Source organism: Microbulbifer mixtoriginis (SeqCode), assembly GCF_052467235.1.
In genome coordinates this window covers 2,421,976-2,435,228 of record NZ_CP174305.1, presented here as the reverse complement: position 1 = coordinate 2,435,228, position 13,253 = coordinate 2,421,976, and the positions used below count along the sequence as shown (strand labels likewise).

At 54.4% G+C, this 13,253-nt stretch carries 14 protein-coding genes, 1 tRNA gene and 1 riboswitch; of the genes, 2 read left to right on the top strand and 13 right to left on the bottom strand.

Going from position 1 to position 13,253, the window contains the following annotated elements:
• Positions 1–287 precede the first annotated feature (287 nt).
• The gene (locus ACJJIO_RS10765) at positions 288–704 is read right to left on the bottom strand and encodes a c-type cytochrome (RefSeq protein ID WP_444887752.1); all 417 of its coding nucleotides are present in this window, start codon (positions 702–704) and stop codon (positions 288–290) included.
• Between the two features lie 187 nt (positions 705–891).
• Between ACJJIO_RS10765 and ACJJIO_RS10760 the strand changes: the two genes are divergently transcribed.
• A tRNA-Arg gene (locus ACJJIO_RS10760) sits at positions 892–968 on the top strand.
• Between the two features lie 731 nt (positions 969–1,699).
• Here ACJJIO_RS10760 and moeA read toward each other — a convergent pair.
• Together moeA and narL are read right to left on the bottom strand one after the other, a co-directional pair.
• Positions 1,700–2,941: a molybdopterin molybdotransferase MoeA gene (moeA, locus tag ACJJIO_RS10755; RefSeq protein ID WP_444908473.1), complete on the bottom strand. Its 1,242-nt coding sequence runs from the start codon at positions 2,939–2,941 to the stop codon at positions 1,700–1,702.
• A gap of 45 nt (positions 2,942–2,986) precedes the next feature.
• Positions 2,987–3,652, bottom strand: a complete 666-nt coding sequence (gene narL / locus ACJJIO_RS10750; protein ID WP_252084129.1) for a two-component system response regulator NarL — start codon at positions 3,650–3,652, stop codon at positions 2,987–2,989.
• A 195-nt stretch (positions 3,653–3,847) separates the two neighbouring features.
• Here narL and ACJJIO_RS10745 point away from each other — a divergent pair, with 195 nt between their 5' ends.
• Positions 3,848–5,461: an MFS transporter gene (locus ACJJIO_RS10745; protein ID WP_444908472.1), complete on the top strand. Its 1,614-nt coding sequence runs from the start codon at positions 3,848–3,850 to the stop codon at positions 5,459–5,461.
• Positions 5,462–5,635: 174 nt separating this feature from the next.
• On the opposite strand, the gene ACJJIO_RS10740 is transcribed toward ACJJIO_RS10745, so the two are convergent.
• From ACJJIO_RS10740 to ACJJIO_RS10695, 10 genes are all read right to left on the bottom strand, one after another.
• Positions 5,636–6,754, bottom strand: a complete 1,119-nt coding sequence (locus tag ACJJIO_RS10740) for an ATP-binding cassette domain-containing protein (RefSeq protein ID WP_444908471.1) — start codon at positions 6,752–6,754, stop codon at positions 5,636–5,638.
• Positions 6,754–7,476, bottom strand: coding sequence for a molybdate ABC transporter permease subunit (modB, locus tag ACJJIO_RS10735; RefSeq protein ID WP_444908470.1), 723 nt, complete (start codon positions 7,474–7,476; stop codon positions 6,754–6,756). Before modB ends, ACJJIO_RS10740 begins: the two co-directional genes overlap by 1 nt.
• Positions 7,473–8,255, bottom strand: coding sequence for a molybdate ABC transporter substrate-binding protein (modA, locus tag ACJJIO_RS10730; RefSeq protein ID WP_444908469.1), 783 nt, complete (start codon positions 8,253–8,255; stop codon positions 7,473–7,475). Before modA ends, modB begins: the two co-directional genes overlap by 4 nt.
• Positions 8,240–8,719 carry a molybdopterin synthase catalytic subunit MoaE gene (gene moaE / locus ACJJIO_RS10725; protein ID WP_444910987.1) on the bottom strand — a complete coding sequence of 160 codons (480 nt, stop codon included), beginning with the start codon at positions 8,717–8,719 and terminating at the stop codon, positions 8,240–8,242. The genes modA and moaE overlap by 16 nt, the downstream gene beginning before the upstream one ends.
• Positions 8,720–8,729: 10 nt before the next feature.
• The gene (gene moaD / locus ACJJIO_RS10720) at positions 8,730–8,975 is read right to left on the bottom strand and encodes a molybdopterin converting factor subunit 1 (protein ID WP_444908468.1); all 246 of its coding nucleotides are present in this window, start codon (positions 8,973–8,975) and stop codon (positions 8,730–8,732) included.
• 21 nt (positions 8,976–8,996) lie between these two features.
• Positions 8,997–9,488 carry a cyclic pyranopterin monophosphate synthase MoaC gene (moaC, locus tag ACJJIO_RS10715; RefSeq protein ID WP_282951931.1) on the bottom strand — a complete coding sequence of 164 codons (492 nt, stop codon included), beginning with the start codon at positions 9,486–9,488 and terminating at the stop codon, positions 8,997–8,999.
• A gap of 3 nt (positions 9,489–9,491) precedes the next feature.
• The gene (moaB, locus tag ACJJIO_RS10710) at positions 9,492–10,034 is read right to left on the bottom strand and encodes a molybdenum cofactor biosynthesis protein B (protein ID WP_108731355.1); all 543 of its coding nucleotides are present in this window, start codon (positions 10,032–10,034) and stop codon (positions 9,492–9,494) included.
• A gap of 2 nt (positions 10,035–10,036) precedes the next feature.
• On the bottom strand, positions 10,037–10,636 hold the full coding sequence (gene mobA / locus ACJJIO_RS10705; protein WP_444908467.1) for a molybdenum cofactor guanylyltransferase: 600 nt from the start codon (positions 10,634–10,636) through the stop codon (positions 10,037–10,039).
• A 4-nt stretch (positions 10,637–10,640) separates the two neighbouring features.
• Entirely contained in the window at positions 10,641–11,618 is a 978-nt protein-coding gene (gene moaA / locus ACJJIO_RS10700; RefSeq protein WP_444887742.1) for a GTP 3',8-cyclase MoaA, read from the bottom strand.
• A riboswitch (molybdenum cofactor riboswitch) is annotated at positions 11,607–11,757 on the bottom strand. It overlaps the preceding gene by 12 nt.
• A 217-nt stretch (positions 11,758–11,974) precedes the next feature.
• Entirely contained in the window at positions 11,975–13,198 is a 1,224-nt protein-coding gene (locus ACJJIO_RS10695; protein ID WP_444899322.1) for an alginate export family protein, read from the bottom strand.
• Positions 13,199–13,253: the final 55 nt, after the last annotated feature.

The window sequence follows — 13,253 nt, the reverse complement described above, 5'->3', positions numbered from 1 at the left end:
GGCAGGCGCGGATAATACAGAGTTATTACGTTAGTAGGGATTAAATGCCTAATTACGGCTTATCACAGTTACTACTGCAGCTTATCTGACACTGAATTTTCTTATAGTCATTTAAGACAAGTTATATCATTTGGTTTATACGACATTCGATAAGCTTATTTGAAGGTCCAGGTATTAGCTGGAAATGACCGAAAGAAAAAAGCCGATTAGAGGAAGATGAGTTTTGCTTAAGAGAGAAACAAAAAAGGCCGCTTAATATGCGGCCTTATCTATAGCGAGTACACAGCTTACTTACTGTTATCCACCATATAATCAACCGCTGCCTTCACTTCGTCATCGCTACAATCCATACACAGGCCCTTGGGCGGCATGGCATTGATACCATTGATGGCATTGGTGTAAAGAGTGTCCATGCCCTTGGCAATACGCGGTGCCCAGGCAGCGGCATCACCAAACTTAGGCGCGCCCGCTATACCGGCCGCGTGACAGGTAGTACAGCTCTTGTTGTAGATATCTTCACCACTGCGGGCACCGCCACTGGCAGCTTCCGGGGCAGCCGCTACCGCCGCCGCACACTCCTCGCCCTTCATACAGGTCTCACCCGCTGGAGCGATACGCTGCTCAATGTCCTGATCAACAGACTGGGCCACTGCCGCAGCCGCACTGACGGCCAGTGCCGCCACAATACCCAAAATGCTCTTCATGCTATTCCCCCAAAGGGCCGAAGTGAGTTGGCCCGTAGACTATCGATTTACTGCCGCAAACTTCCACGCCGCGCATTATAAGCACTGTGCCGCCCCCTGCCAAAGCCTGTGTAGAAGCGCCATAAGTCCTTTCACCCGCCCCCACCCTTCTGTATAATCCGCCTCCCATTGGCACAGATAGCCAAAACCGCCCGTAGCTCAGCTGGATAGAGCGTCGCCCTCCGGAGGCGAAGGTCAGAGGTTCGAATCCTCTCGGGCGGGCCATATACAAAGAAGCCCGCTTATGCGGGCTTCTTTGTATATGGCTCACTCCCAGGTTTTGTTCGAACTCAGGTTCGACTCGGAGGCAGCAAAGCTGTCGCAGAGCAGCGAGCCCAAAGGGCGAAGCTAATCCTCCCGCACACCACCCGCTTATGCGGACTTTCTTGTATATGGCTCACTCCCAGGCTTCGTTCGAACTCAGGTTCGACTCGGAGGCAGCAAAGCTGCCGTAGAGCAGCGAGCCCAAAGGGCGAAGCTAATCCTCACGCACACCACCCGCTTATACGGGCTTTCTTGTATATGGCTCACTCCCAGGCTTTGTTCGAACTCGGGTTCGACTCGGAGGCAGCAAAGCTGCCGCAGAGCAGCGAGCCCAAAGGGCGAAGCTCATCCTCACGCACACCATCCGCTTATGCGGGCTTCTTTGTATATGGCTCACTCCCAGGTTTTGTTCGAACTCAGGTTCGACTCGGAGGCAGCAAAGCTGCCGCAGAGCAGCGAGCCCAAAGGGCGAAGAATCCTCACGCACACCACCCGCTTATGCGGGCTTTCTTGTATATGGCTCACTCCCGGGCTTCATTCGAACTCAGGTTCGACTCGGAGGCAGCATAGCTGCCGCAGAGCAGCGAGCCCAAAGGGCGAAGCTCATCCCCTCTGATTACATCAACTTCAGACAAACTTTCTTAGATAGACAAATATCGGCTCTGACCATCCACAAAAGTCTATTAGCAGCCCTACCCCAACGGCACCCCCAAAGGCTCAATCACCACTTGCTCCCCAGCTTCTACACTGCCGCTATCCCGCGCTAAAACGATAAAGCAGTTAGCAACAGCCAGACCGGAAAGAATATGGCTCCCCTGGGTACCAACCGGTTCAACTACCAATACCCCATTTTCATCAGTGCCATAAACACCCCGCTGGAAATCGGTACGGCCGGGCTTTTTCTTTAGGGGTTTTAACAGTTTTGCCTGTAAGGTCTGCGGGCCAGTCCACAGATCGCCTTTCATCACACTCAGGGCCGGCACGGCCAGCTGGTAAAAAGTAACCAAAGCGGAAACCGGATTGCCGGGTAGGCCAAAGAAGGGAGTTCCCTGTAGGAAACCAAAAGCGAAAGGTTTGCCTGGCTTCATCGCTACTTTCCAGAAGCCAATCTCTCCCAATTCTTCCAATACTTCACGGGTGTAATCCGCTTCACCTACGGAAACGCCACCGGAAGTAATAATGGCATCGGCCTCTTGGGAGGCGCGTTGCAAGGCATTGGTGATGGCCTGTTTGTTATCGGGCAAAATACCCAAATCCAAAATTTCCAGATCTAACTGATCGAGAGCAGCCAATAGGGCGATGCGGTTGCTATCGTAGATATCGCCCTTGCCCAGGGCTTCGCCGGGCTGACGCAGTTCATCGCCAGTAGAGAAAAGGGCAATGACTGGTTTGCGCACTACTGCCACTGTGCCAACACCGGCAGCGGCGAGCAGGGCGATATGGGGAACGCTGATACGCTCTCCGGCCTTAAGCAGGCTAGCTCCTTCGGCCACATCTTCACCGCAGCGGCGAATATGATCTCCAGGGCGAACTTCACCGTTTATACGTATCGACTCTTCCTGGGCATCGACATTTTCTTGCATCACCACCGTATCTGCACCGGCTGGTACTGCAGCTCCCGTCATAATGCGCACGCAAGTGCCCGGGTTCACCACACCGTCAAAAGGTGCACCGGCAAAAGATTTGCCGATCAGCTCTAACGGCAAGCCACTGGCCAAGTCTTCAAAGCGCAGGGCGTAACCGTCCATCGCAGAGTTGTCGCAGGGCGGTAGGTTTACTGTGGAGATAACATCCTCAGCCAATACCCGACCGGCGGCTTGTGCAAGGGGCAAAGTCTCAGTGCCACTGATTGGACTCAATGCTTCGAGAAGTTTTTCGCGGGCACTTTCTATGGGCATCAGACCCGGTTGGCTACAGCAGTCGATAGTGGGCATAGAGAATTTCTCTTACTTCAGTCCTTTGCGGTGAGGGCAGATTGATCAGTGGTTTCGATCCTGGAAATCAGGGCGCCTTTGATTGACCATCCACACAGCGGCTTCCACACGGGAACGCATCCCCAATTTCTTTAATAAGTGTTTAACGTGCACCTTCACTGTTGCATCACTAATATCTAATTCGCGAGCAATTAATTTGTTGCTCAGGCCATCGGCGATTAATTGCAGTATCTGGTATTCACGGCTTGTGAGAGAGGAGAGGATATCCGCTCCCGAGTTATCCGGTTTGCGCAGTGCCGAGGCGAGAATTTCTGTGAGACGCTGGCTGATTGCAAGCTTGCCATGAGTAGCCAGAATAACTTGTTCAAGAATATCCTCGGGCTCCATATCCTTGAGCAGGTAGCCATCGGCACCGGCGCGGATACAAGACACCACGTCGGCATTATTATCAGAAACGGTGAGTATCACGATACGCGAGGAAACATCTGCAGCGCGCATTGCACGCAGTGTATCCAGCCCATCCATACCGCGCATATTCAAGTCCAGCAGAATAAGGTCCGGCTCGTGTTGCTTGGCCAGCACCAGCGCTTCCTCTCCACTACTGGCCTCAGCCACCAGCTCCAGGCCGGGCTCCATTGCAAATAATTGTTTAAGGCCTTTGCGAAATAGCGGGTGGTCATCGACCATCATTACCGTAGCAGAAGAAATCATAGAGAGCCCCGCTTCAATTTGAAAATTGGTTTAAATCTGTACAGTGACTTTACCATAGCGTCCCACCTCGGCACTTACCCCCTAAGAGGTAGCTATTACTCCAGGGCAAAAGGGTTACTTCCTGTTGGTAATTGAGTAGGCTCAAACCCCGGCCCATAGTGGCTGTACGAATCATTTCGAGGAGGAGTGGCCGCCGTGTCTGACATCTACGAGTGGGCCCCGGAGGACAGCAAATTCTGGCAGTCCAAGGGCAAGAAAATCGCAAACCGGAATTTGTGGATATCCATTCCCAGTTTGCTGTGCGGCTTCGCCGTGTGGCTCTACTGGGGCATTATTACCGTTCAAATGCTCAACCTTGGCTTTCCCATTGCCAAAGCCGATCTGTTTACCCTAATGGCCATCGCCGGCCTCACCGGCGCTACCCTTCGAATACCCAGTAGTTTCTTTATTCGATTGTTCGGTGGGCGCAACACCATTGTATTTACCACAGCCCTGTTGATGATCCCCGCACTCGGCACCGGTATCGCCCTGCAGAGCAAGGAGACTCCACTGTGGGTATTCCAGTTGCTCGCGCTGTTGTCTGGCATCGGCGGTGGTAACTTCGCCTCTTCCATGTCCAATATCAGTTTCTTTTTTCCCAAGGAAAAGCAGGGGCTGGCGCTTGGCCTGAATGCAGGCCTGGGCAACTTCGGTGTTACCACTATGCAGATCCTGGTACCGCTATTTATGACCTTCGGTGCCTTCGGCGCTGCTGGCGGCGACCCCATGATTCTGGTGAGCAGCTCTGGCTCACTGATAGGCAAGATACCGGCCGGTTCTGAAGCGTGGATTCAAAATGCCGGTTTTGTATGGTTGCTGTTCCTGATTCCGCTGGCCTTTGTGGGCTGGTTCGGCATGAACAATCTGCGCACCGACGAAGTCACCCCGGATGTGGGCAGCTCGCTCGGTGCCATGATGAAGATGACCATGATGTTGGGAATCGGCCTCTTCACCGCAATCGCAGGTCTGTGGCTGCTGCTTCCCGAAGCGGCCAATGGTTCAGGCTGGGGCGTGCCCAAGGAAATCGTGCTGGTGTTGGTAATCACTGCCACCGTGTTCGGTTTGAAACTGCTGCCCGGTGAGATCAGAACTAGCCTGCAACGCCAATACCGTATCTTCAACAACAAGCACACCTGGGTAATGAGTGTGATTTACACCATGACCTTCGGCAGCTTTATCGGTTTCGCGGCAGCCTTCCCCCTGGCTATTAAAGTGATCTTCGGGTACAGCCACGTGATGGTCGACGGGGTTATGACTCACGATACCATCAACAACAATGGCCCCAGCGCCCTGATGTACGCCTGGATGGGTCCGTTTATCGGCGCCCTGATTCGCCCGGTAGGTGGTTGGATCTCCGACCGTATCGGCGGAGCCCTGGTTACCCAAATCTGTGCTGCAATCATGGTGGGTAGTGCCCTGGGTGTGGCTTACTACATGAAGGCCGCCTACGGCTCAGCCACTCCGGAAGAGTTCTTCCTGCCCTTCTTCCTGCTGTTCCTGGTGCTGTTCGCCGCTACCGGTATCGGCAATGGCTCTACCTTCCGCACCATCGCCATGGTGTTCCCGAAAGAACAGGCAGGCCCAGTATTGGGATGGACTTCAGCCGTTGCCGCCTACGGTGCCTTCTATATTCCCAAGGTCTTCGGCGAGCAGATCAAAGCCACCACCCCGGAATACGCTCTGGCAGGCATTGCTATCTTCTACGCGGTTTGCCTAGTGGTTAACTACTGGTTCTACCTGCGTAAAAACGGGGAGTTCTATAACCCTTAATTCAGTTTCACTCACGGGATACCGTTGCTTCGGGGAGGTTTTTACCTCCCCTTTTTTATGATGCATTGGTGGAGAAGCGATACCTTTTTCTACAGCCATTTCCCTCAGCCATTTTAAACCTCCATATTCCGCAGAAGTTTTAAATACAAGGTTATTCAAAGAGAAGTAAGAGGCTTACAAACCGGCAAGACTACCGGCCTTAAACTGGGCAAAGTAGGTAGTGCCTTCACGCAGTTCTAGGCGCTCGTAGGAAAGACGGGAAATATCTGCGTAGAACACCTGCTCAGCAATAGCTAACTGCAGGCGAATGCGGCCATCGGTAAGCTTCTGCTTAGCAACTAAAGTTACCGGCAGGCAATTGAGGATACTGGACAGGCCCGGCTTCTCTACACTGAGGCTGATATCTCCAGCTTCCAACAGAAAAGCTGCGGTATCGCCTTTGCGATAATGGCCTGTCACCCTATCTGCAAAGATGGAAATCCCACCTAAATCCAAAGTGAGCAAACCATCGCTTAGGGCTTCCACTCGCGCTTCAATCCGGCTGCGACAGCTATCCCCTACGCCGTAGCTATCCAGGCGCTGGGCAATTTCAGGTAAAGAAAGTGGTGCGGACAAATTGGCAGAATCCATCCACAAACAGCACTGGGCCAGCAGCTGGATTTCATCAAAGTCATGACTGGTCCAGATTACCAGTGCCGGATATCGGGCCCAGAAATCCCGTAGGGTCGGCAATAGGCGGCGCAGTACTTGGGCGCGGTCAACCGCTGAAAGCGGCTCATCAAATAATTGCAGTGGCGCGTTGTTAAAAAGCTGGCGTAATACAGCCACACGCTGGGCTTCTCCACCAGACAATAGCTCTACCGGCCGATGGAGTAGCGCTTCAATACCAAAAGCCTTTAGCAGCCGACCACACTCTTCCTCGGGCAGTGGCCTACGGCTGTAACGGCGGGCCAGTGCCAGGTTATCTGCCACCGACTGGCCGGCAAACAAGCGGCTATCTTGAAAGCCCAAAGAAAGCGTTCTTTTGTAGGTAGCCAGGGCGCGGCGTCCACGCTGCCAAACCGTATTGGCAAAAGTGATATTGCCACGGCAATGGCGTTGGCCAGCCAAAGCAGCCAGTAATGTGCTCTTGCCGCTGCCGGAAGGACCGGTAAGGCCAAAAATCCCAGAGGCTGGCAGCTCTAACTGCCAGGGAATAGCAGCGTTAAGCGAAGTCACCAGCCCTGCAACACTCAGTCCGGTGGAATCAGAAGTGGTAGACGCAGTACCGAATAGGGGTAAGGTGATTTCCATTAACCCAGCACCCCCATTACTGGTTTAACGCGCTCACTGTTTAATCCACTCGGGGCCAATCTATGTCCCAGCCAACGGGCAGCGAGTAGCAGTACCGTAGTAATCCCCATCAACATTAAAGCCAACCGGTGCGCCGCGCCGTATTCCATCGCCTCCACATGTTGGTAAAGGGCGATAGAAACCACCTGGGTCTCACCGGGAATAGCGCCACCAATCATCAGCACTACCCCGAACTCACCCAGGGTATGGGCAAACGTTAAAGCACAGGCACTCACAATAGCCGCGCGACTCGCCGGTAAAAGAACTTTTAATAATGCCGCCCAGGGCGGTATACCCAGCGCTGCGGCAGCCTGGGTCAATCGCTGGCCATTGGCATTAAACGCGGCTAACAACGGCTGCACCATAAACGGCAGGGAATAAATCACTGACGCAAACACCAGGCCGGTAAAGGAAAACACCAGGGGGCCATCAAAAATGTGTGACAGCCACTGCCCGGGGGCATAGTTAGGAGAAAATAAAAGCAGTAAATAAAAACCCAACACCGTGGGTGGCAGTACCAGCGGCAGGGTAATTAATACCTCGATACCGTGGCGCCAGCGGCTCTGCCATTGGCTCAATTTCCAGGCCAGCGGCACGCCGATAATAAACAGCAGTAAGGTAGTTAAGCCGGCCAATTTTAAAGTTAGCCACAAGGCCTGCCAGTCGGCAGTGGCGATATTCATAAGCCACTCCCTCCATCTCTACTTCGATCTTGAGTTGGCAAAACACCGTAACCCAAGTGGTATAACTGCGCCTGCACTTCCCCTGAACGCAAATAGTTAGCGAGGGATTGCGCCTCTTTAGGTCGGCGACTCTGGGTGGGAATCAGCAGCTGCTGTTCAATGGGTTTGTACAAATGCTGCGGCAGCAACCAGTAGTTATCGCGGCCGGCCGCTTGCATCTGGCTGGCGGCGACAAAGCCCAGCTGCGCATTGCCGGAATCCAGCATTAAATAGGCTTGGCCGGCATTGTGGGCTCGGGCTAATTGAGTTTGTTTTTTCTTCCACAAGTCCAGGCTCTGCAGCGCCTGCCGGGCGGCACTGCCGAAGGGTGCTACTTTCGGATCGGCTAATACAATTTTATCGGGCCAGGTTTGCAGTAGCTTTTCGATATTCGATTCCGATTTTGGGTGCCAGAGAGCCAGTAACCCCAAGGCGTAAGTCTGACGACTGTTGGCCTGTGCCCCGCCCTGCTTTTCCAACAGTTCAGGTCGCTCGCGATCCGCAGACAGGAATAAATCGAAGGGCGCGCGGTGCGCTATTTGTTGGTAGAGCACCCCGGAGCTGCCACTGCTGATTTGCACCACACAGGCATGGCGACGCTCAAATTCCGGCAGTACCTCTTCCAGTGCCGGGCGGAAGCTGGCCGCTACCGCCACCCGCAAGGTGCAGTTATCCGCATTAACCGGTAGCGCGATGGCCACCAGTAAAGCGGATAGCAGCAGGCTCAGCCGGCGGACCACTTTTCCATCTCCGCAGCATCACTGGCCCGGGCTTCGACCCAGCGCTCTGAAGGTTTACCGGACTCATCCGCTACCGCTTCGCGCTTCCAGAAAGGCGCCTCAGTTTTGAGGCGATCCATGATGTATTGGCAGGCGGCAAAGGCAGCTTGACGGTGGGGGCTGGTAACACCGACAAAAACAATTTCATCGTTGATCTGCATGGGGCCAACCCGGTGGACGATAGTCACACGACCCAGGGACCAGCGATCGCGGGCATCATTGATAATCCGTTGCAGGCTTTTTTCGGTCATGCCCGGATAGTGTTCCAGAGCCAAGCCGCAGACATCACTACCGGCATTGAAGTCCCGCACCGAACCCACAAACAGGGCGCAGGCACCATCACCACTGTTGCCTTGCAGCGCAGTATATTCAGCCGCTATGTCGAGGGGCGTTTCACAGACTTCAATACGATCAACGGCTTTCATATTGGCACCACTAGCCGCCGGTAACCGGCGGGAAAAATGCAACTTCATCCCCAGCCTTCGCCTGGTCTCCGGTTTCTGCCAGCTCCTGGTTCAGGGCCATACGAATATCATCCCTTTGCAGATGCGGGCTCCAATCCGGGTGCTGTTCACATAGGGTTTTGCGCAACTCGCTGAGACTGCCGGAAAAGTCCTCCAGGGTAGTCTCGCCCATGCCCAATTGCTGGCGCAGACGCGCGAAAAACAGAACCTTTACCATCGCTTTACACCTCTGAAATTGTTACGCCTTGTCCGCAGCATCGCCGCGCCAGTGGCCGCGCTTACCGCCGGTTTTTTGCAGCAGGCGGGTCGGGCCGATTTCCATCGCCGGGTCCACGGCTTTGCACATATCGTAAATGGTCAGCGCCGCTACCGAAGCCGCGGTTAACGCTTCCATTTCCACCCCGGTACGCCCGGCCAGGCGGCAGAAAGCGGTGATATGCACACTGTGTTTTTCCGGCTGCAATTCGAAATCCACCGCTACTTTGGTCAACGCCAGTGGATGGCACAGGGGAATTAAATCCGAGGTTTTCTTCGCGGCCTGGATGCCGGCGATACGAGCTACAGAAAGCACATCGCCTTTTTTGTGCGCCCCTTGGCTAAGCAGTGCAAAAGCCTCTGCACTCATACAAATGCTGCTCTCAGCCAGGGCGCTGCGGTCAGTGATGTCCTTCTCGGTAACATCCACCATGCTGGCTTCGCCGCGCTGGTTTAAATGGGTTAATTGGCTCACAAATTACCCCCGGCTCTCGCAGGGCGCGCTGGCAAAGCGCACATGAGGGATAAAGTTACAGGGCTTGTGCCGGGCATCCAGCTGCTCCAGCAATATGCCTTCCCAAGCCGTGCGGCAGGCTCCGGTGGAACCAGGCATACAACATATCAGTGTGCGATTCGCCAGGCCGGCGAGCGCGCGGGATTGCACGGTGGAGCTGCCGATATCCCCCAGGGAAATATGGCGGAACAGCTCGCCGAAGCCGTCGACGGTCTTGTCGAACAGCGGGCTCAGAGCTTCCGGCGTGGAGTCGCGATCGGTAAAACCGGTACCGCCGGTCACCAATACCACCTGCACTTTGGGATCGGCAATCCAGGCGGAGACCACCGCGCGCATCTGGTAAACATCGTCCGGGGTAATGCGCTTATCCGCGAGCTGATGGCCGGCAGTTTTGAGGGCTTCCACCAGGTACTGGCCAGAGGTATCAGTCTGCTCGTTGCGGGTATCGGATACGGTAAGTACCGCGATATTGAGCGGTACAAATTCTTTGCTAGCGTGTGCGGACATAATCAGTGGTCTCTCAAAAAACTGTTTTCTGGAGTTTTATCCGGCGTACTCAAGCCGAGATAATCTGCCGGCGTATTGATATTGCGATGCCAATCGCCGGCACTTTTTATGGGTATGGATTTGGCCCCCAGGTGACGCAGCAGCGCGCCGACAGAATTGCGCGCACTGCCCTCAACGGCACGGCGCAAATAATCCAGGCAGTCGCCATTTAAAGGCAGCCACAGGGGAAAAAAGAAGTTTTCAAAATAACAGGGCCGGCCACTTGCCTGCCCCTCTGTCAATAACTCTGCGAGGTGCTCCCGCCCAAGCAAGGGCATATCTACCGGGATTACCAGGGCCGCGTCAGCACCGGTTGCCAGGGCTACCGAATAAAGGCCGCCCAGTGGGCCCCGCTCTGGCACCAGGTCTTCAATCGCTCCAGGGCGGGCGCCGCTGGTGACGACTTTTGCCAGCGGAAGCTCACTCAACAATGCCTCAGCATGCTGCAAGAAATTGCCCTGTTGGGGGTGGGCCAGCAGGGCCTTGTCGCGGCCCATCCGGCTGGAGCGGCCGCCGGCCAGCACCACGCCGATTGTCGATTTACTAACAAGAGCCCTGGCCATAACCCTAGCCCCCCAGCATCGCCAGGTTGCGGGTAGCGCCGGTAAAACCTTCGTGCAGTTGGTGGCCTGCGGTTTTATCCACAATCAACTCGCGGATATGGGCCGCCAGTGCCTCGCTATCGCCAGCGGCAATGATTTCGCGCATATCAAAGCCCTGGTCGGCAAACAGGCACAGGTGTAGCTTGCCCTGGGCCGATACCCGCAGGCGGTTGCAGCTTGCGCAGAAGTCTTTGCCGTAAGGGGTAATCAGGCCGATACGGCCGGCGTAATCCGGGTGGAAATACTCCCGCGCCGGACCGGCATCGCGGGTGCGGATCACCTGCTCCCAACCTTCCCGCAGCAACAGGGTTTCTATATCGCCACCGGAGACATGGTTGCTGGCGAAGAACTCGCGGTTATCGCCGGTGCGCATCAATTCAATAAAGCGCAGGGTCACCGGAGTCTCACGAACCCAGGCGAGGAAGTTATCCAGCTCGGCCAGGTTGTACTGGCGCATCAGCACTGCGTTGACCTTGGTATCGATACCCAAGGCCAGAGCACGATCCAGGCCTGCTAAGGCTTTATCCAGGCGATTGTGGCCGGTGATATGGTGGAATTGAGCCGGGTCGAGGCTGTCGATACTGACATTCACCTGATCCAAGCCGGCGCGGTGCCAGTCGTCTATCTGACTGGGCAGGCGGTAACCGTTGGTGGTGATGGCTAAGCGGCGAATCTTATCGCTAGCGCGCACGGCTTCGAGCAGCGGCACCAGATCTTTGCGCAGGGAGGGCTCTCCGCCGGTAAGGCGTACCTTTTCCGTACCCAGGGAAGCGAAAGCGCGCACCAATGTGCCCACCTCAGCCACTGAGAGAGGATTTTCCCCTTCCAGGGAACGTCCGCAACCGATGCCCTCGGGCAGGCAGTAGTTGCAGCGGTAATTGCAGATGTCCGTCACGGACAGGCGCAGGTAGTAAAACCTACGGCCAAAATTGTCTTGTAACATTAAACGCCTTTCCAATTTCGGGAGGCCGCGCAGTTTCCCGCTAGACCCTGGTGGCCGGTACGGCCACGGTCCCGGCACCTTGCAACGTCAATAAAAAACGGCGCTGTTTAGGTAGCGGGACTCGGTGTTTAAACTGATGTCAGTGTATCAAGCTGGTTAATTTATGCTTGGGGCAAAGGTGGTACTCCTTAGGTACTCACAGTGATGCCAACCGGTAAGGGAAATAACATCACAAAATAGAAATTCAGTAGGCAGAATGGCTAAAAACCGAAAAATACCCCTAAAGAAATTCTTCGGTTTTTATAAGTAAAACCCCGGCCAGAGCCGGGGCCTCGCTATGGAGCGGCTTTATTTAATTAAAAATTGGCAGTAACCATTAACCAGAACTTGTCGGTATCCACGTTGTGATCGTCAGCCTGGTAAGAGGCGTATTTCACCAGTGCAGAAATATCCTCTGTCAGCTTGCGGCCGTAGCTGATATTCCACTCATGGCCATAATTTGCGGAACCTTCATTCGCATCAAAATTGTGATAAGCCATATTCAACTTGCCACCCACAAGTTTCATAGCACCGCTGATATACATATCTTCAATGCCTTCGCCTGGAGTCACCAAGAACTGGTCGGTGAAACCTTGGAATTTATGCAGGGTAGCCAGCGGCGTTTTGAAACCAACGCCATTATCAGAACCCAGTACTTCATAACCGAGTTTTGCGGTTACCGGGCCCAGGTCTGCGCCAACTTCCGCCAGATAGTAGTCGGCATTGTAGTCGAAGGGGTTGTCCCCGGTATCGTCCTGGCGCGCATAGCTTAGATTAGCTTTTACAGGGCCAAAACTTCCTTTGTAATCCACCCCATAGGTGCGGCTGGAATTATTCACGAAATTTTCTAAATCCAGGCTGTAAACAAAACCGCTGACTTTATGGTTTTCGGCCACCGGGTAGCTGGCATGGAGTAGCTGGATATTGCCTTCAAATTCGGCGCCGGCGCTATCTTCACCAAAAACCCGGTTTACGTTGTACACGTAGCTGTAGTCCAGCTGCAGGCTGTCGGCGCTGCCATACTGATAGCGTATGCCGTCGTAAGTCTGCTCGTTCTGCCTCCAGCCAACACCGCCAACAAAGCGCTGGCCATCGAGGTTAATACGCTGGCGACCAGCAGTAATTATGGAATTTTCTCCGTTATAACGGATATAGGCCTGGTTAACCTCTGTGCCATCTGGATCGGCCACTACCGGGTAATTAGTTTTACCATTGACGGTGGAGTTGTAATTGTCGTTACCGACTGCAGTAACATCGTCCATCTCAAGAAAACCACTGAAGCCGCGGTAGCTGCCGCTGCGCCAGTTGAGGCGGGTTCTCAGAGTGGACGCGAGTGCATCCCCATTAATACCATCCTGGTCATAATCTTCCTGGTCGACGATCTCTACGCGATAACGCAGATTCAACCCGACTTCACCGGATTTAAGCGCGTCGACAAGAGTGGCATTTTCACCATCCTGCGCAGCGGCCTGCAATGCGACTGTGCTGCAGGCCCCCAACAGTAAAGCACCGAAAATTTTGGGAAATCTGGAAATGGTCATTACGCTTTTCCTTTGCAACAACGGAGTGACAGTGACAAATTACAATTTTTCAGAC